At 65.3% G+C, this 17,264-nt stretch carries 19 protein-coding genes; 18 read left to right on the top strand and 1 reads right to left on the bottom strand.

All coding sequences use genetic code 11. The features are described from left to right. Positions 1–17 precede the first annotated feature (17 nt). The 18 genes from iscU (at position 18) to FHW81_RS02425 (ending at position 16,172) form a co-directional block, all read left to right on the top strand. On the top strand, positions 18–404 hold the full coding sequence (gene iscU / locus FHW81_RS02340; RefSeq protein WP_003092829.1) for a Fe-S cluster assembly scaffold IscU: 387 nt from the start codon (positions 18–20) through the stop codon (positions 402–404). A gap of 27 nt (positions 405–431) precedes the next feature. After that, positions 432–755 (top strand): iron-sulfur cluster assembly protein IscA, encoded by a 324-nt coding sequence (gene iscA / locus FHW81_RS02345; protein WP_003100617.1) that lies wholly within the window; start codon positions 432–434, stop codon positions 753–755. 7 nt (positions 756–762) lie between these two features. Beyond that, on the top strand, positions 763–1,284 hold the full coding sequence (gene hscB / locus FHW81_RS02350) for a co-chaperone HscB (RefSeq protein WP_003092824.1): 522 nt from the start codon (positions 763–765) through the stop codon (positions 1,282–1,284). A 42-nt stretch (positions 1,285–1,326) separates the two neighbouring features. Next, positions 1,327–3,186 carry a Fe-S protein assembly chaperone HscA gene (gene hscA / locus FHW81_RS02355; RefSeq protein ID WP_106120611.1) on the top strand — a complete coding sequence of 620 codons (1,860 nt, stop codon included), beginning with the start codon at positions 1,327–1,329 and terminating at the stop codon, positions 3,184–3,186. Between the two features lie 6 nt (positions 3,187–3,192). Next, on the top strand, positions 3,193–3,531 hold the full coding sequence (gene fdx / locus FHW81_RS02360; RefSeq protein WP_003092818.1) for an ISC system 2Fe-2S type ferredoxin: 339 nt from the start codon (positions 3,193–3,195) through the stop codon (positions 3,529–3,531). Positions 3,532–3,557: 26 nt separating this feature from the next. Continuing rightward, positions 3,558–3,758, top strand: coding sequence for a Fe-S cluster assembly protein IscX (iscX, locus tag FHW81_RS02365; protein WP_003092814.1), 201 nt, complete (start codon positions 3,558–3,560; stop codon positions 3,756–3,758). Between the two features lie 243 nt (positions 3,759–4,001). Continuing rightward, a complete protein-coding gene (ndk, locus tag FHW81_RS02370; protein WP_003092811.1) occupies positions 4,002–4,433 on the top strand; it encodes a nucleoside-diphosphate kinase in 432 nt (143 codons plus the stop codon). A 24-nt stretch (positions 4,434–4,457) separates the two neighbouring features. Next, positions 4,458–5,597, top strand: a complete 1,140-nt coding sequence (rlmN, locus tag FHW81_RS02375; RefSeq protein WP_003092809.1) for a 23S rRNA (adenine(2503)-C(2))-methyltransferase RlmN — start codon at positions 4,458–4,460, stop codon at positions 5,595–5,597. A gap of 17 nt (positions 5,598–5,614) precedes the next feature. Next, positions 5,615–6,373 (top strand): type 4a pilus biogenesis protein PilF, encoded by a 759-nt coding sequence (gene pilF, locus FHW81_RS02380; protein ID WP_003092804.1) that lies wholly within the window; start codon positions 5,615–5,617, stop codon positions 6,371–6,373. After that, positions 6,370–7,419, top strand: coding sequence for a RodZ domain-containing protein (locus FHW81_RS02385; protein WP_017002205.1), 1,050 nt, complete (start codon positions 6,370–6,372; stop codon positions 7,417–7,419). Before pilF ends, FHW81_RS02385 begins: the two co-directional genes overlap by 4 nt. Then, entirely contained in the window at positions 7,416–8,531 is a 1,116-nt protein-coding gene (gene ispG, locus FHW81_RS02390; RefSeq protein ID WP_003092800.1) for a flavodoxin-dependent (E)-4-hydroxy-3-methylbut-2-enyl-diphosphate synthase, read from the top strand. Before FHW81_RS02385 ends, ispG begins: the two co-directional genes overlap by 4 nt. An 18-nt stretch (positions 8,532–8,549) precedes the next feature. Further along, positions 8,550–9,839 carry a histidine--tRNA ligase gene (gene hisS / locus FHW81_RS02395; RefSeq protein WP_033942935.1) on the top strand — a complete coding sequence of 430 codons (1,290 nt, stop codon included), beginning with the start codon at positions 8,550–8,552 and terminating at the stop codon, positions 9,837–9,839. 26 nt (positions 9,840–9,865) lie between these two features. Then, positions 9,866–10,510: a YfgM family protein gene (locus tag FHW81_RS02400; protein ID WP_023083323.1), complete on the top strand. Its 645-nt coding sequence runs from the start codon at positions 9,866–9,868 to the stop codon at positions 10,508–10,510. Position 10,511: 1 nt separating this feature from the next. Then, positions 10,512–11,654, top strand: a complete 1,143-nt coding sequence (gene bamB, locus FHW81_RS02405; RefSeq protein WP_003092789.1) for an outer membrane protein assembly factor BamB — start codon at positions 10,512–10,514, stop codon at positions 11,652–11,654. A 77-nt stretch (positions 11,655–11,731) separates the two neighbouring features. Beyond that, the gene (der, locus tag FHW81_RS02410) at positions 11,732–13,213 is read left to right on the top strand and encodes a ribosome biogenesis GTPase Der (protein WP_003092786.1); all 1,482 of its coding nucleotides are present in this window, start codon (positions 11,732–11,734) and stop codon (positions 13,211–13,213) included. Positions 13,214–13,520: 307 nt separating this feature from the next. Then, entirely contained in the window at positions 13,521–14,669 is a 1,149-nt protein-coding gene (locus FHW81_RS02415; RefSeq protein WP_003106648.1) for a pyridoxal phosphate-dependent aminotransferase, read from the top strand. Beyond that, positions 14,657–15,451 (top strand): amidohydrolase, encoded by a 795-nt coding sequence (locus FHW81_RS02420; protein WP_003106646.1) that lies wholly within the window; start codon positions 14,657–14,659, stop codon positions 15,449–15,451. Before FHW81_RS02415 ends, FHW81_RS02420 begins: the two co-directional genes overlap by 13 nt. Before the next feature lie 133 nt (positions 15,452–15,584). Continuing rightward, a complete protein-coding gene (locus FHW81_RS02425; protein WP_003113804.1) occupies positions 15,585–16,172 on the top strand; it encodes a YidB family protein in 588 nt (195 codons plus the stop codon). Between the two features lie 87 nt (positions 16,173–16,259). Here FHW81_RS02425 and FHW81_RS02430 read toward each other — a convergent pair whose 3' ends face one another. After that, on the bottom strand, positions 16,260–17,210 hold the full coding sequence (locus FHW81_RS02430) for an aldo/keto reductase (protein WP_004345642.1): 951 nt from the start codon (positions 17,208–17,210) through the stop codon (positions 16,260–16,262). Between the last annotated feature and the right edge of the window lie 54 nt (positions 17,211–17,264).

Raw genomic sequence — 17,264 nt, forward strand, 5'->3', positions numbered from 1 at the left:
AAACGTGAGGATTAGCCATGGCATATAGCGAAAAGGTCATCGACCACTACGAAAACCCGCGCAACGTCGGCAAGCTCGACGCTGCCGATCCCAACGTCGGCACCGGTATGGTCGGCGCGCCGGCCTGCGGCGACGTGATGCGCCTGCAGATCAAGGTCAACGAGCAGGGCGTGATCGAAGACGCCAAGTTCAAGACCTACGGTTGCGGTTCCGCGATCGCCTCCAGCTCCCTCGCCACCGAGTGGATGAAGGGCAAGACCCTGGACGAGGCGGAAACCATCAAGAACACCACCATCGCCGAAGAGCTGGCCCTGCCGCCGGTGAAGATCCACTGCTCCGTTCTCGCCGAAGACGCCATCAAGGCCGCCGTTCGCGACTACAAGCAGAAGAAGGGTTTGCTCTAAGCCGCTCGTGACGAGTAAGGAGTTGCAATGGCCATCAGCATGACCGAAGCCGCCGCCAAACACGTGCAGCGCTCCCTCGAGGGGCGCGGCAAGGGCGAGGGTATCCGTCTTGGCGTGCGCACCACTGGCTGTTCCGGGCTTGCCTATGTCCTCGAATTCGTCGATGAACTGGCGGCCGAGGACCTGGTCTTCGAGAGCCATGGCGTGAAGGTCATCATCGACCCGAAAAGCCTGGTCTATCTCGATGGCACCGAGCTGGACTTCACTCGCGAAGGGCTCAACGAAGGCTTTAAGTTCAACAATCCCAACGTTCGTGGCGAATGCGGCTGCGGCGAAAGCTTCAACGTCTGAGGCCGGCGTGGGTAAACCCTGTCATTTCGCCCAGTTCGACCTGCAACCGGCTTTCCTGGTCGATCTCGACGAGCTCGGCCAGCGCTATCGCGAGTTGGTGCGCAGCGTCCATCCCGACCGTTTCGCCGACGCTCCCGAGCGCGAGCAGCGTCTCGCCCTGGAGCGCGCGGCGCAACTGAACGAGGCCTACCAGACCCTGAAGAGCGCTCCGCGCCGGGCCCTGTACCTGTTGACCCTGAGTGGTCACGAGTTGCCCTTGGAGGCTACGGTGCAGGATCCGGAGTTTCTCCTGCAGCAGATGCAGCTGCGCGAGGAACTGGAGGAGTTGCAGGACAGCGCCGACCTGGCCGGCGTGGCGACCTTCAAGCGTCGGCTCAAGGCCGCCCAGGCCGAGCTGGAGCGTGAGTTCGCCGCGTGCTGGGACGATGCGCAGCGCCGCGAAGAGGCCGAACGCCTGGTCCGTCGCATGCAGTTCCTCGACAAGCTCGCGCAGGAAGTGCGCCAGTTGGAAGAGCGACTCGACGATTAATCCCTGCGGCCCCCGGGCCGCACCCCATAGTTAAGACAGAGCATGGCCCTACTGCAGATCGCCGAGCCCGGTCAGAGTCCCAAGCCCCATGAGCGTCGCCTGGCGGTTGGGATCGACCTGGGTACCACCAATTCGCTGGTCGCCGCGGTGCGTAGCGGCGTCGCCGAGCCCTTGCCGGATGCGCAGGGGCGCCTGATCCTGCCTTCCGCGGTGCGTTATCACGCCGAGCGGGCGGAAGTGGGCGAGAGCGCCCGCGCGGCCGCCGCGGAGGATCCCTTCAATACCGTCATTTCGGTCAAGCGCCTGATGGGGCGCGGCCTGGAGGACGTCAAGCAACTGGGCGAGCAATTGCCCTACCGCTTCCGCCAGGGCGAGTCGCACATGCCCTTCATCGAGACCGTACAGGGGTTGAAGAGTCCTGTGGAAGTCTCGGCGGACATCCTGCGTGAGCTGCGCCAGCGCGCCGAAACCACCCTCGGTGGCGAGCTGGTGGGTGCGGTGATCACTGTGCCGGCCTATTTCGACGACGCCCAGCGCCAGGCTACCAAGGATGCCGCGCGCCTGGCCGGACTGAACGTCCTGCGCCTGCTCAACGAGCCGACCGCCGCCGCCGTGGCCTACGGCCTGGACAAGGGCGCGGAAGGCCTGGTGGCCATCTATGACCTGGGTGGCGGAACCTTCGACATTTCCATCCTGCGCCTGACCCGCGGTGTCTTCGAAGTCCTGGCCACCGGCGGCGATACGGCCCTGGGCGGCGACGACTTCGACCATGCCATCGCTGGCTGGGTGATCGAGCAGGCTGGCCTTTCTGCCGATCTGGATCCGGGCAGCCAGCGGCAGTTGCTGCAAATCGCCTGTGCGGCCAAGGAGCGTCTTACCGACGAGGCGTCGGTCCGGGTCGCCTACGGCGACTGGAGCGGCGAGCTGAACCGGGCGACGCTCGACGAATTGATCGAGCCGTTCGTCGCTCGCAGCCTGAAGTCCTGTCGCCGAGCGGTGCGCGACTCCGGTGTCGATCTGGAAGAAATCCGCTCGGTGGTGATGGTCGGTGGCTCGACCCGCGTGCCCCGTGTGCGCACGGCGGTTGGCGAGTTGTTCGGCTGCGAGCCGCTGACCGATATCGATCCGGACCAGGTGGTCGCCATCGGCGCGGCCATCCAGGCCGATGCCCTGGCCGGCAACAAGCGCGGCGAGGAATTGCTGCTGCTGGACGTCATTCCGCTGTCGCTGGGCCTGGAAACCATGGGCGGGCTGATGGAGAAGGTGATTCCGCGCAATACCACCATCCCGGTGGCGCGCGCCCAGGAGTTCACCACCTACAAGGACGGCCAGACGGCCATGATGATCCACGTGCTGCAGGGCGAGCGCGAGCTGGTGAAGGATTGTCGTTCGCTGGCGCGCTTCGAGCTGCGCGGCATTCCGCCGATGGTGGCGGGCGCGGCGAAAATCCGGGTGACCTTCCAGGTCGACGCCGACGGCTTGCTCGGCGTGTCCGCACGCGAACTGAGTTCCGGCGTCGAGGCCAGCATCCAGGTCAAGCCGTCCTATGGGCTGACCGACGGCGAGATCGCGCGGATGCTCAAGGACTCCTTCGACTACGCCGGCGACGACAAGGCTGCCCGCGCCCTGCGCGAACAGCAGGTCGAGGCGCAGCGGCTGCTGGAGGCCGTGCAGTCGGCGCTGGACGTCGACGGCGAGCGGCTCCTGGACGAAGAGGAGCGCCTGGCCATCGCGGCGCAGATGGACACTTTGCGTGAACTGGCCGGTGGTAGCGACACCGCGGCCATCGAGAACCAGATCAAGCGCCTGTCCCAGGTGACCGACGCTTTCGCCGCACGGCGGATGGACGCGACCGTCAAGGCCGCGCTCTCCGGCCGCCGGCTCAACGAAATCGAGGAATAAGCGAAGATGCCGCAGATCGTGATTCTGCCCCATGCCGATCACTGCCCCGAGGGGGCGGTATTCGAGGCGAAGCCCGGCGAAACCATCCTGGATGCCGCGTTGCGCAATGGCATCGAGATCGAGCATGCCTGTGAGAAATCCTGCGCCTGCACGACCTGCCACGTAATCGTCCGCGAAGGCCTCGACTCCATGGAGCCGTCCGACGAACTCGAAGACGACATGCTGGACAAGGCCTGGGGCCTGGAGCCCGATTCGCGGCTATCCTGCCAGGCAGTGGTGGCCGACGAAGACCTGGTGGTCGAGATTCCCAAGTACACCATCAACCAGGTGTCGGAAGGCCACTGAGCCCGGCGGTAGTAGAGGAGCGTGCAATGAGCCTGAAATGGACCGATGTGCTGGAAATCGCCATCCAGCTCGACGAAAGCAAGCCGGAGGTCGATCCGCGATACGTCAACTTCGTCGATCTGCGGCGCTGGGTGGTGGAACTTCCAGAGTTCTCCGACGATCCTCAGCGTAGCGGGGAGAAAGTCCTGGAGGCCATCCAGGCCGCCTGGATCGAGGAACGGGACTAGCCATAGGCCCGCCCTACGCATTTGCCGGGAACCCGCGTATAATTCGCGGGTTTTATTTTAGGTAAGGCCTGAAATCGCCCGCGGGCGCATTCCAGGCTAGGCGCGCCGGGCCCGATGCCAGGCGCAGCCACGCTGATTCCGGCCCTTTCGGGCCGTTTTCGTCAGCGTCCTGAACGAATCACGGCGTCCCGCCCCGCTGGCGGGGCCGCCCATGCTAGACAACCTTGTTTCGGAGTTTTACCAATGGCACTGCAACGCACCCTGTCCATCATCAAGCCGGACGCCGTTTCCAAGAACGTGATCGGCGAAATCCTGACCCGCTTCGAGAAAGCCGGCCTGCGCGTCGTCGCCGCTAAAATGGTTCAGCTGTCCGAGCGTGAAGCCGGTGGCTTCTATGCCGAGCACAAAGAGCGTCCGTTCTTCAAGGACCTGGTTTCCTTCATGACTTCCGGTCCGGTTGTAGTCCAGGTCCTGGAAGGCGAGGACGCCATCGCCAAGAACCGCGAGCTGATGGGCGCCACCGATCCGAAGAAAGCCGACGCCGGTACCATCCGCGCCGACTTCGCCGTCTCCATCGACGAGAACGCCGTCCACGGTTCCGATTCCGAAGCTTCCGCCGCTCGCGAGATCGCCTATTTCTTCGCGGCTACCGAAGTCTGCGAGCGCATTCGCTGATCGAGCGTGGGTGAGGGTGAAACCATGACAACGACCACCGCCGGCAAGGTGAATCTGCTGGGCCTGACCCAGCCGCAGCTGGAACAGTTCTTCGAGTCCATCGGCGAGAAGCGTTTCCGGGCCGGCCAGGTCATGAAGTGGATTCACCACTTTGGCGTCGACGATTTCGACGCCATGACCAACGTCGGCAAGGCCTTGCGCGAAAAGCTCAAGGCCTCAGCCGAGATACGCGGTCCCGAGATCGTCAGCCAGGATATTTCCGCCGACGGCACCCGCAAGTGGGTGGTCCGGGTGGCGTCCGGCAGTTGCGTCGAGACCGTGTACATCCCCCAGGGCGGACGCGGCACCCTGTGCGTGTCCTCCCAGGCGGGCTGCGCCCTGGATTGCAGTTTCTGCTCCACCGGCAAGCAGGGTTTCAACAGCGACCTCACCGCCGCCGAGGTGATCGGCCAGGTGTGGATCGCCAACAAGTCGTTCGGTACCGTTCCGGCCAAGATCGACCGCGCCATCACCAATGTCGTGATGATGGGCATGGGCGAGCCGCTGCTGAACTTCGACAACGTGGTCGCCGCCATGAACATCATGATGGACGACCTCGGCTACGGTATTTCCAAGCGCAAGGTGACCCTGTCCACCTCCGGCGTGGTGCCGATGATCGACAAGCTCGGCGAGGTGATCGACGTGTCCCTGGCCCTGTCGCTGCACGCACCGAACGACGAGTTGCGCAACAAGCTGGTGCCGATCAACAAGAAATATCCGCTGGGCATGCTGCTGGATGCCTGCCGCCGGTATATTTCCCGGCTCGGCGAGAAGCGCGTGCTGACCGTCGAATACACCCTGCTCAAGGATGTCAACGATCAGCCCGAGCATGCTGAGCAGATGATCGCATTGCTGAAAGACACGCCTTGCAAGATCAACCTGATTCCGTTTAATCCATTCCCGCACTCCGGCTACGAGCGCCCGAGCAACAATGCCATCCGGCGTTTCCAGGACATGTTGCACAAGGGCGGCTTCAACGTGACCGTGCGTACCACCCGCGGCGACGACATCGACGCGGCCTGTGGCCAACTGGTTGGTCAGGTCATGGATCGTACCCGCCGGAGCGAACGTTATATTGCCGTGCGCCAACTGGCCGAGTCCGAGTCGGCGGCGAATCGAAATTGAGTGAGAGGAGGGTTCCGATGACTGTACGCGCCGCGCTGGTGTTCCTGTTGGCAGTTGGGCTGACAGGCTGCGTGACGAGCGGAGATCAGAATCCCCTGAAAACCGACAAGGGCCGTGACGAGGCGCGCGACGCCTATATCCAGCTTGGCCTCGGCTATCTCCAGCGGGGGAACACCGAGCAGGCCAAGGTGCCGCTGCGCAAGGCCCTCGAGATCGACCCTTCCAGCGCCGACGCGCACGCCGCGCTGGCGGTGGTGTTCCAGACCGAGATGGAGCCCAAGCTGGCCGACGAGGAGTACCGCAAGGCGCTCGCCAGCGATAGCCGCAATGCCCGGGTACTGAACAACTACGGCGGTTTCCTCTACGAGCAGAAGCGCTACGAGGAGGCCTACCAGCGTCTCCTGGAGGCCAGCCAGGACACCCTCTATCCCGAGCGCTCGCGGGTCTTCGAGAACCTCGGCCTGGTTTCGCTGCAAATGAAGAAACCGGCCCAGGCCAAGGAGTACTTCGAGAAATCCCTGCGTCTGAACCGTAACCAGCCCAGCGTCGCGCTGGAGATGGCCGACCTGCTCTACAAGGAGCGCGAGTACGTGCCGGCTCGCCAGTACTATGATCTCTTTGCCCAGGGCGGCGGGCAGAACGCCCGCAGTCTGTTGCTGGGCATTCGTCTCGCGAAGGTCTTCGAAGACCGCGACACGGCCGCCAGCTATGGCCTGCAGTTGAAACGCCTGTACCCAGGCTCTCCCGAATATCAGGAATTCCAGGCGGAAAAATGATGAAAGCGCCGCAGCCCGAAGTCGTAGCCACCGCTTCCCGTCAGAACCCCGGGGAAACCCTGCGCCAGGCGCGCGAGCAGAAGGGCCTGTCGCTGTCGCAGGTGGCCGGGCAACTGAACCTGACCGAGAATTCGCTGCGTCAGCTGGAAAACGGCGCGTTCGACAAGCTGCCGGGACACACCTTCTCGCGCGGTTACATCCGCGCCTACGCCAAGCTCATGGGCCTCGACCAGGCCGAGCTGGTCAACAGCTTCGACCATTTCACCGGCACCAATGCCAGCGGCAGCACCGTACAGAGCCTGGGACGGGTCGCCGAGCCGGTGCGCCTGTCGCGCAACGTGCTGCGTATCGTCAGTCTGTTACTGCTCGCCCTGCTGATCGGCTTCGGCTACTTCTGGTGGCAGGAGCATTCCGCGCGCACGCCGGAAACCGCCGGTCTGAGCCTTGAGCATGTCGAAGTGGAAAGCGCCGACGGCACCACCGAGATCCATACCCTGGACGAGCCTGAAGACCAGGCGGTGATCGAAGCGCAGAAGGAAGGCGAGCAAGCGCCCGCCGAGGTTTCTCCGGAAGTCGCTGCCCAGGCCGAGGGAGCGCCGCCGGTGGCGAGCGAGGGCGCGCAGGTTCTCGCCGCTCCGGCCCAGGGCACCCCCGCCGCACCCCAGCAGCCCGTTACCGCCGCGCCTGCCGGCACGGCTCCCGCTCCCGCTCCCGGTACTGCTCCAGCCGTTCCAGCGACGGCCAGTCCGGCCGCCCCGCCAGCGCCGAGCGAACCTGCCGCCGCGCCCGTGGTGGCCGGCGAGGGCCAGGGGGTGGTCAAGGTACAGTTCGTCGCCGATTGCTGGACCCAGGTCACCGACGCCAACGGCAAGGTCCTGGTCAGCGCGCTGAAGCGCAAGGGCGACAGCCTGGAATTGGCCGGCAAGGCCCCGCTGGAGCTGCGCCTCGGTTTCGCTCGCGGCGCCCAGGTCAGCTACAACGGCCAGCCGGTGGACGTGACCCCCTTCGTCCGCGGCGAAACGGCCCGTCTGAAGGTAGGACAATGAGCATTCATAGCGCTTCTCCGATCATTCGCCGCAAGTCTCGGAAAATCTGGGTCGGCAACGTCCCGGTGGGCGGCGATGCGCCGATCGCCGTGCAGAGCATGACCAACACCGAGACCTGCGACGTCGCTGCCACCGTCGCGCAGATCCGCCGCCTGGAAGATGCCGGCGCGGACATCGTGCGGGTTTCCGTCCCCGACATGGACGCCGCCGAGGCATTCGGCAAGATCAAGCAGCAGGTCAACGTGCCGCTGGTCGCCGACATCCACTTCGACTATCGCATCGCCCTGCGCGTCGCCGAGCTGGGAGTGGACTGCCTGCGCATCAATCCGGGCAACATCGGTCGCGAGGACCGGGTCAAGGCCGTGGTCGATGCCGCGCGCGAGCGCAACATCCCGATCCGTATCGGCGTCAATGCCGGCTCGCTGGAAAAGGACCTGCAGAAGAAATACGGCGAACCGACCCCGGAAGCCCTGCTCGAATCGGCCATGCGCCACGTCGATCATCTCGACAAGCTGGACTTCCAGAACTTCAAGGTCAGCGTCAAGGCCTCCGACGTCTTCATGGCCGTCGCCGCCTATCGCCTGCTGGCCAGGCAGATCGAGCAGCCCCTGCACCTGGGCATCACCGAGGCCGGCGGCCTGCGCTCCGGCACGGTGAAGTCGGCGGTGGGGCTGGGCATGCTCCTGGCCGAGGGAATCGGCGACACCATCCGGATTTCCCTGGCTGCCGATCCGGTCGAGGAGATCAAGGTCGGTTTCGACATCCTCAAGTCCCTGCACCTGCGCTCCCGTGGCATCAACTTCATCGCCTGCCCGAGCTGTTCGCGGCAGAACTTCGACGTGGTGAAGACCATGAACGAGCTGGAAGGGCGCCTGGAGGACCTGCTGGTGCCGATGGACGTGGCCGTGATCGGTTGCGTCGTCAACGGTCCGGGCGAAGCCAAGGAGGCCCATGTCGGCCTCACCGGCGGCACTCCGAACCTGGTGTATATCGACGGCAAGCCGTCGCAGAAACTGACCAACGACAACCTGGTGGACGAGCTGGAACGGCTGATCCGCCAGAAGGCGGCCGAGAAGGCCGAGGCCGATGCGAGCCTGATCGCCCGCGGCTGACCCGTTTAAGGACCCTACGTGAGCAAGTCCCTGCAAGCCATTCGTGGCATGAACGACATCCTGCCGGAGCAGACTCCGGCCTGGCGCTATCTGGAACGCACCTTCGCCGGCCTGCTGGACGGCTACGGCTACAGCGAGATCCGCCTGCCCATCCTCGAGTTCACCGAACTCTTCGCCCGCGGCATCGGCGAAGGCACCGATGTGGTCGACAAGGAGATGTACACCTTCCTCGACCGCAACGGCGAATCCCTGACCATGCGTCCGGAAGGTACCGCCGGTTGCGTGCGCGCCGTGCTGGAGCACGGCCTGAGCGGCGGTGGCCAGGTGCAGAAGCTCTGGTACACCGGGCCGATGTTCCGTTACGAGAAACCGCAGAAAGGTCGCTACCGGCAGTTCCACCAGATCGGCGTGGAAGTCTTCAACCTGCCCGGTCCGGACATCGACGCCGAGTTGATCATCCTCACCTGGCGCCTGTGGCAGAAGCTCTGCATGGCCGACGCGGTGACCCTGCAGCTCAACACCCTCGGCTCCAGCGAGGCCCGCGCACGCTATCGCGAGGCCCTGGTGGCCTATCTGCAGGAGCGCTTCGAGCAACTCGACGAAGACAGCCAGCGGCGCATGACCACCAATCCGCTGCGAATCCTCGACAGCAAGGTGGAGAGCACCCAGGCGTTGCTGGTTGGCGCGCCGACCCTGCACGACTATCTCGACGAAGAATCGATCGCCCACTTCGAGGGTCTCAAGGCCCGCCTGGATGCTGTCGGACTGCGCTACGAAATCAACCAGAAGCTGGTGCGCGGCCTGGACTATTACTGCCGCACGGCTTTCGAATGGGTCACCGACAAGCTTGGCGCCCAGGGCACCGTTTGCGGCGGTGGCCGCTACGACGGGCTGGTCAGCCAGTTCGGCGGCAAGCCGACCCCGGGCGTCGGTTTCGCCATGGGCGTGGAACGCCTGGTGCTGCTGCTGGAAACCTTGGGGGTGATCCCCGCCGAACTGAACCGTCCGGCCGACCTCTACGTCTGCGCCTTCGGCGAACCGGCCGAGCTGGCCGCCCTGACCCTGGCCGAACAGTTGCGCAGCGCCATTCCCGGCATACGCCTGCTGGTCAACGCCGGCGCCGGTAGCTTCAAGAGCCAGTTCAAGAAGGCCGACAAGAGCGGCGCGCGCTTTGCCCTGATCCTCGGGGAGGACGAGGTGGCCAATCGCGTGGTAGGTTTCAAGCCCCTGCGTGACGAGGGCGAGCAACAAAGCATTGCCTGGGATGCTCTGCCCGAGCACCTGGCAGCCTGTCTGGAACAGGCTTGAGAACATAAAGAATAGGAGTGATTGGGGTGACATCGCGTACCGAAGACGAAGACCTGGCGCAGATCAAGGACTGGTGGCAGCGCAACGGCAAGCCCCTGGTCACCGGCGGCATCCTCGCGCTGGCAGTGGTATTCGGCTGGCAGGCCTGGCAGAAGTACCAGACCAACCAGGCGCAGGGCGCCTCGATCGTCTACCAGCAACTGATCGAAACCGCGCTGAATCCGACCGGCCAGCCGGATCCGGCGAAGGTGGCGGAGCTGGCCGGCAAGCTGAAGAGCGAGTTCGGCGGCACCCATTATGCCCAGTACGGCAGCCTGTTCGTGGCCAAGGTCGCGGTCGACAGCGGCAAGCTGGATGACGCCGTTGCCGAGCTGAAGGCGGTCATGGACAAGCCGGCCGACGCCACCCTCGGCGAACTGGCGCGGCAGCGCCTGGCCCGGGTCCTGGCGGCCCAGGGCAAGGTCGAGGAAGGCCTGAAGCTGCTCGATGGAGATGCCGACAAGGCCTACGTCTCGACCCGCGAGGAGCTCAGGGGCGACCTGCTGGTGCAGCTCAAGCGCACCGACGAGGCGCGCGCGGCCTACGAGAAAGCCAAGCAGTCGCTGCCCGAAGACGGTGCCGGCGATGCCCTGCAGATCAAGCTCGACGACCTGTCCAAGGGAGAGGCCTGAGATGGTGCAATGGAAACACGCGGCGCTGCTCGCCCTGGCCCTGGCGGTCGTGGGTTGCAGCAGCAACAGCAAGAAGGAACTCCCGCCCGCCGAACTGACCGACTTCAAAGAGGAAGTCGTGTTGAGCAAGCAGTGGAGCCGCTCGGTCGGTGATGGTCAGGGCGACCTGTACAACCTGCTCGAACCGGCCGTCGATGGTTCCACCATCTACGCCGCGTCCGCCGAAGGGCGGGTGATGGCGATCCAGCGCGAGACCGGCGACGTGCTCTGGAAGAAGGACCTGGAACGTCCGGTTTCCGGCGGTGTCGGCGTTGGCTACGGCCTGGTGCTGGTGGGTACCCTGCGCGGTGACGTGATCGCCCTCGACGAAGCCACCGGCAAGAAGAAGTGGACCAAGCGAGTCAACAGCGAAGTGCTGTCGGCGCCGGCCACCAATGGCGACGTGGTGGTGGTGCAGACCCAGGACGACAAGCTGATAGGCCTCGATGCGGCCAGCGGCGACCAGCGCTGGATCTACGAAAGCACCGTGCCGGTGCTGACCCTGCGCGGCACCGGCGCGCCGCTGATCGCCGGCAACATGGCCCTGGCCGGCCTGGCCAGCGGCAAGGTGGTGGCGGTCGACGTACAGCGCGGCCTGCCGATCTGGGAGCAGCGGGTAGCGATTCCCCAGGGGCGTTCCGAACTGGATCGCGTGGTGGACATCGACGGCGGCCTCCTGCTGTCCGGCGACACCCTCTACGTGGTCAGCTACCAGGGCCGTGCCGCGGCGCTGGACGTGAACAGCGGCCGCCTGCTCTGGCAGCGCGAAGCGTCGAGCTACGTCGGCGTCGCCGAAGGCTTCGGCAATATCTACGTCAGCCAGGCCAGCGGTTCGGTGGAAGGCCTGGACTCGCGCGGTGCCTCTTCGCTGTGGAACAACGACGCCCTGGCGCGTCGCCAACTGTCGGCTCCGGCGGTGTTCTCCAGCAACGTGGTGGTCGGCGACCTGGAAGGCTACGTGCATCTGCTGAGCCAGGTGGACGGTCGCTTCGTCGGTCGCGAGCGGGTCGACAGCGATGGCGTGCGGGTTCGTCCGCTGGTGGTCGGGAGCTGGATGTACGTGTTCGGCAACGGTGGCAAGCTCGTCGCCTACACCATCCGCTAGACTGGGTTTCAAGTGTCCGGCCGCTGCCGTCCGACGTCAGCGGCCTTTGTGTTTTCTGAATTCTCGTGGAGAGCCGCATGGTTCCCGTTATTGCCCTGGTGGGTCGCCCGAACGTCGGCAAGTCCACTCTGTTCAACCGCCTGACCAAGTCGCGCGACGCCATCGTGGCGGAGTACGCAGGCCTGACTCGCGATCGCCAGTACGGCGAGGCGCGCTGGCAGGGCCGCACCTATATCGTCATCGATACCGGAGGCATCTCCGGCGATGAGGAAGGCATCGATGCGAAAATGGCCGAGCAATCGTTGCAGGCCATCGAGGAGGCGGATGCCGTCCTGTTCCTGGTCGATTCGCGCGCCGGCATGACCGCCGCCGACCAGATGATCGCCGAGCACCTGCGCAAGCGGAACAAGCGCAGCTTCCTGATCGCCAACAAGGTCGACACCATCGATCCCGATCTCGCTCGCGCCGAGTTCAGCCCGCTGGGCCTGGGCGATGCGCTGCCGATCGCCGCCGCCCACGGTCGCGGCATCAACCATATGCTGCAGGAAGCCCTGGGGATCTTCCCCAAGGACAACGCGGAGGAAGAGGGCGAGGGCGAGCCGGCGAGCGAAGAGGTCGCCGAAGGCGAGGAACCGACCCGGATTCCCGGTCCCAGCGAGAAGGACGGGATCAAGATTGCCATCATCGGCCGGCCCAACGTGGGCAAGTCGACCCTGGTCAACCGCATGCTCGGCGAAGAGCGGGTGATCGTCTACGACCAGGCCGGCACCACCCGCGACAGCATCTACATCCCGTTCGAGCGCAACGAGGAGAAGTACACCCTGATCGACACCGCTGGCGTGCGGCGTCGCGGCAAGATCTTCGAGGCGGTGGAAAAGTTCTCGGTGGTGAAGACCCTCCAGGCGATCCAGGACGCCAACGTGGTGATCTTCGTCATGGACGCCCGCGAAGGGGTGGTCGAGCACGACCTCAACCTGCTCGGCTTCGTCCTCGAGACCGGCCGTGCCCTGGTCATCGCCCTGAACAAGTGGGATGGCATGGAGGCGGCCGAGCGTGACTACGTGAAGACCGAACTGGAGCGGCGCCTGCTGTTCGTCGACTTCGCCGACATCCATTTCATTTCGGCCCTGCATGGCACCGGCGTCGGCCATCTCTACAAGTCGGTCCAGGAGTCCTTCCGTTCGGCGGTGACCCGCTGGCCGACCAGCCGCCTGACCAGCATCCTCGAGGACGCCGTGCAGGTGCACCAGCCGCCGATGGTCAACGGTCGCCGGATCAAGCTGCGCTACGCCCACCTGGGCGGCGCCAATCCGCCGCTGATCGTGATCCACGGCAACCAGGTGGACGCGGTGCCGAAGGCCTATACCCGCTACCTGGAGAAGACCTACCGGCGGGTATTGAAGCTGGTCGGTACGCCGATCCGCATCGAGTACAAGGGCGGCGAGAACCCCTACGAGGGCAAGAAGAACTCGCTCACCGCGCGCCAGGTCAACAAGAAGCGCCGGCTGATGTCGCACCACAAGAAAGCCGAGAAGAAGAAGAAGGACAAGCGCCGCTGAGGGTGGCGTTTCCTTCGTCGAAAGGCCCGGCAGGTATCCCTGTCGGGCCTTTTTCATTGGCCGCGGCTGTAGCCCGCGGGACGAACCAGGCCGCCGGCGTTGACCGCCGATTCCCTGTCGTGGCGACGAATGATCGCGAGGTGGTTATTCGTCCTGCGCCATCGCCTGGCGCATATTCCCCTCTGACCTGAAGCGGTCACGGTTTTTTCTAAGGCGTGCCCCTGCAGCGTCGCTCCCGGATCGGCTATCCTGCCCTGCCACCCGTCTGGCCGGGCTGTCGTCCGGCGAGTCTCTGCAGGAAGTCCCGATGATTCAGAGCAAGCTGCCGAATGTCGGCACCACCATCTTCACCCGCATGTCGCAACTGGCCGCCGAGTGTGGCGCGATCAACCTCTCCCAGGGCTTTCCCGATTTCGACGGCCCGCCGGAGTTGCGCGAGGCGGTAGGCAGGCATATCGCCGCCGGGCACAACCAGTACGCGCCGATGACCGGCTTGCCGGCCCTGCGCGAGCAGGTGGCGAAGAAGATCGAGCAGTTCTATGGACGCCGGGTGAGCGCCGACAGCGAGGTGACCATCACGCCGGGGGCGACCGAGGCGATCTTCAGCGCGATCCAGGCGCTGGTCCATCCGGGCGACGAAGTGGTGGTACTCGACCCGTCCTACGACAGCTACGAACCCTCCGTGCAACTCGCCGGCGGGCGTTGCGTGCACGTGCCGCTGGCGCTGCCGGACTTCTCCATCGACTGGCAGCGCATGGCCGAGGCCATCGGGCCGCGTACCCGGCTGGTCATCATCAATACCCCGCACAACCCCAGCGGCGCGCTGATCAGCCGCGAGGAACTGGACCGCCTGGCCGCGCTGATCCGCGACCGGGATATCTATCTGATCAGCGACGAGGTCTACGAGCACCTGGTGTTCGACGGTGTCGCTCATACCAGCGTGCTGTCCCACGACGAGTTGTATCCGCGTTCCTTCGTGGTCAGTTCGTTCGGCAAGACCTACCACGTCACCGGCTGGAAGACCGGCTACGTGGTCGCGCCGCCGGCGCTCAGCGCGGAGCTGCGCAAGGTTCACCAGTACGTCAACTTCTGTGGCGTCACGCCGCTGCAATGGGCATTGGCGGACTACATGGCCGGCCATCCGGAGCACTTGCGGCAATTGCCCGGCTTCTACCAGGCCAAGCGCGACCTGTTCTGCGACCTGCTGCTGGACTCTCGCTTCCGTTTTACCCGTGCGCCGGGCACCTACTTCCAGTGCGTGGACTATTCGGCCATCCGTCCGGACCTGGACGACGTGGCCATGGCCGAGTGGCTGACCCGCGAACACGGAGTGGCGGCGATCCCGGTTTCGGTGTTTTATGAAAAGGCTCCGGACGCCATGCGGCTGGTCCGGTTCTGTTACGCCAAACGCGAGGAGACGCTGCGTCAGGCAGCGGAAAAGCTATGCGCGATCTGACGGTTCTGCCGGACCTGGACATCGCCCTGGTCCAATCCTCCCTGGTCTGGCACGACGCCCAGGCCAACCGCGAGCATTTCGCCGCCCTGCTGGAGAGCGCCGCCGGTGCCGACCTGGTGGTCCTCCCGGAGATGTTCACCACGGGTTTCAGCATGGCTTCGGCCGAGCAGGCCGAGCCCGAACTGGGGCCGACCCATGCCTGGCTGCTGGAGCAGGCCCGGCGCCTTGGCGCGGTGGTCACCGGCAGCCTGATCGTCCAGCTCGCCGACGGCAGCCATCGCAACCGCCTGCTCTGGGCGCGTCCGGACGGCGAGATGCTGCACTACGACAAGCGCCATCTGTTCCGCATGGCCGGCGAACACGAGCACTACAGTCCCGGCGAACGCCAGGAACTGTTCGAACTCAAGGGCTGGCGGGTGCGCCCGCTGATCTGCTACGACCTGCGTTTCCCGGTGTGGAGCCGCGACCCGCACGACACCGACCTGTTGCTCTACACCGCCAACTGGCCCGCGCCTCGTCGACAGCACTGGAACCGCCTGCTGCCGGCGCGGGCGATCGAGAACCTTTGCTACGTGGTGGCGGTGAACCGTATCGGCGAAGACGGCAACGCCTTGCGCTACGCTGGGGATAGCCAGGTCCTGGACTTCCAGGGCGACAGCCTGTTCAACGCGGCGGACGCCGACGGCGTGTTCCGCGTCCGGCTGGACGCGGCGGCACTGGCGGCCTATCGCCAGCGTTTCCCGGCCTACATGGACGCGGATCGCTTCGAAATCCATCCTTGAGTGCCGGAACGTCCGCTTCCGGTCGATGTCCGAGGCCATGACCCGGCGCTGCGCATGATGGCGCAGTGCCGGGAATGGAGTTACCCGTATCCCGCGGCGCCGCGCCGTGGGCATCAGATCAGGAGGAAGACCAATGGGACTGCTCGATTCGATTCTCGGTTCGGCGCTGGGTGGCTCTGAAGGACAGGGAGGTGCTCGCGATCCGAAAGTGGCCCTGTTGATCGGGCTGGTGACCATGCTGATGTCGCGCCAGGGCGGTGCGGCACAGGGCGGTGGCGATGGCGGTGGTCTGCTCGGTTCGCTGGGCAGCATCCTTGGTGGTGCCGGCGGCGGGGCCGCGAGCGGCGGGCTGGGTGGCGTCCTCGGCGATCTGCTCGGTGGCGCCGCGGGCGGTGCCGGGCAGGCGGCGCCGGGCGTGGAGGCCGGCTCACTGGGCGGACTCGGCGGGTTGTTCCAGATGCTCCAGAACGCAGGCTTGGGCGATGCCCTGAATTCCTGGATCGGCGGTGGGCCGAACCAGTCGGTGTCGGCGGCGGACATTTCCCGGGTCTTCGGCGACGGTCAATTGCAGCAACTGGCGGACTCCGCCGGAGTCAGCCAGGGCGAGGCGGCCGAACACCTGAGCAGCCTGCTGCCGGAACTGGTCAACAAGCTGACGCCGGACGGCCAGGCGCCGCAGGGCGACCTGGACATCGGTTCGCTGCTGGCGCGCTTCAGCTAAGGCTTTCCCGTCGATGCGGAGCGGATAGCCGCGATACGGTTATCCGCTCCACTCAACGGGGCGAGGCCGCCCTCGACGGCAGGTCGGTCAATAGGCGCTGGCGCTGTCCAGGCGGTGGATCGCCTGTTCGTCGAGCTTCAGGTGGGTGGCGGCGATCAGGTCGTCGAGCTGTTCCAGGCTGGTGGCGCTGGCGATCGGCGCGGTCACCGTCGGACGAGCGATGAGCCAGGCCAGGGCGACCTGGGTCGGGTTGGCGTTGTACTGCTCGGCCACTTCGTCGAGCGCCGCGAGGATGGCCACGCCGCGCTCGTTGAGATAACCCTTCACCTTCTCTCCCCGGGCTCGCCCGGCGGTGTCGGCCTGGTTGCGGTACTTGCCGCTGAGGAAGCCGCTGGCCAGCGAGTAGTAGCTGATCACCCCGATACCGAGTTCTTCCACCGTCGGCTCCAGGTTGGTCTCGTAGTCGGCACGATCGTACAGGTTGTATTCGGGTTGCAGGCTCTGGTAGCTCGGCAGGTTAAGCCGGGCGCTGACCTGGCGCGCTTCGAGGAGGCGCCGGGCGTCGTAGTTGGAGGCGCCGATGACCCGTACCTTGCCTTTCTTGATCAGTTCGCCATAGGTGGAAAGGGTTTCCTCCAGGTCGGTGTGGGGATCGTCGGTGTGCGACTGGTAGAGGTCCAGGTAGTCGGTCTGCAGGCGTCGTAGCGAGCGCTCCAGGGCCTGCTCGATATAGGCGGCGGAGAGGCCTTTGTGGCCATTGCCCATGTCCATCCCGACCTTGCTGGCGATCACCATGCAGTCGCGTTTGCCGGTGCGTTTCAGCCACTTGCCGATGAGGGTTTCCGACTCGCCGCCCTGGTGCCCGGGAACCCAGCGCGAATAGACGTCGGCGGTGTCGATGCAGTTCAGGCCGGCGTCGAGCAGGGCGTCCAGCAGCCTGAAGGAGGTGCTTTCGTCGGCAGTCCAGCCGAAGACGTTGCCGCCGAATACCAGTGCCGGTATCTCCAGGCCGGAGTTGCCGAGTTTGCGTGTGGTCATGCGTCATCCCTCCTGAGTGCGGTCCTGTGTGGGCGCTTTCGTTCGCACGTCTTG

The sequence above is a fragment of the Pseudomonas sp. RC10-4-2 genome (genome assembly GCF_050433085.1).
In the GTDB taxonomy this organism is placed as follows: domain Bacteria; phylum Pseudomonadota; class Gammaproteobacteria; order Pseudomonadales; family Pseudomonadaceae; genus Pseudomonas; species Pseudomonas aeruginosa.

Excerpts from the sequence above, each read along its gene's own strand:
- iscA (WP_003100617.1), top strand. The coding sequence starts at position 432 with ATGGCCATCAGCATGACCGAAGCCGCCGCCAAACACGTGCAGCGCTCC.
- fdx (WP_003092818.1), top strand. The coding sequence starts at position 3,193 with ATGCCGCAGATCGTGATTCTGCCCCATGCCGATCACTGCCCCGAGGGG.
- bamB (WP_003092789.1), top strand. The coding sequence starts at position 10,512 with ATGGTGCAATGGAAACACGCGGCGCTGCTCGCCCTGGCCCTGGCGGTC.
- ispG (WP_003092800.1), top strand. The coding sequence starts at position 7,416 with ATGAGCATTCATAGCGCTTCTCCGATCATTCGCCGCAAGTCTCGGAAA.
- iscX (WP_003092814.1), top strand. The coding sequence starts at position 3,558 with ATGAGCCTGAAATGGACCGATGTGCTGGAAATCGCCATCCAGCTCGAC.
- FHW81_RS02430 (WP_004345642.1), bottom strand. The coding sequence starts at position 17,210 with ATGACCACACGCAAACTCGGCAACTCCGGCCTGGAGATACCGGCACTG.
- FHW81_RS02425 (WP_003113804.1), top strand. The coding sequence starts at position 15,585 with ATGGGACTGCTCGATTCGATTCTCGGTTCGGCGCTGGGTGGCTCTGAA.
- FHW81_RS02415 (WP_003106648.1), top strand. The coding sequence starts at position 13,521 with ATGATTCAGAGCAAGCTGCCGAATGTCGGCACCACCATCTTCACCCGC.
- FHW81_RS02420 (WP_003106646.1), top strand. The coding sequence starts at position 14,657 with ATGCGCGATCTGACGGTTCTGCCGGACCTGGACATCGCCCTGGTCCAA.
- der (WP_003092786.1), top strand. The coding sequence starts at position 11,732 with ATGGTTCCCGTTATTGCCCTGGTGGGTCGCCCGAACGTCGGCAAGTCC.
- FHW81_RS02385 (WP_017002205.1), top strand. The coding sequence starts at position 6,370 with ATGATGAAAGCGCCGCAGCCCGAAGTCGTAGCCACCGCTTCCCGTCAG.
- pilF (WP_003092804.1), top strand. The coding sequence starts at position 5,615 with ATGACTGTACGCGCCGCGCTGGTGTTCCTGTTGGCAGTTGGGCTGACA.
- ndk (WP_003092811.1), top strand. The coding sequence starts at position 4,002 with ATGGCACTGCAACGCACCCTGTCCATCATCAAGCCGGACGCCGTTTCC.
- rlmN (WP_003092809.1), top strand. The coding sequence starts at position 4,458 with ATGACAACGACCACCGCCGGCAAGGTGAATCTGCTGGGCCTGACCCAG.
- iscU (WP_003092829.1), top strand. The coding sequence starts at position 18 with ATGGCATATAGCGAAAAGGTCATCGACCACTACGAAAACCCGCGCAAC.
- hscA (WP_106120611.1), top strand. The coding sequence starts at position 1,327 with ATGGCCCTACTGCAGATCGCCGAGCCCGGTCAGAGTCCCAAGCCCCAT.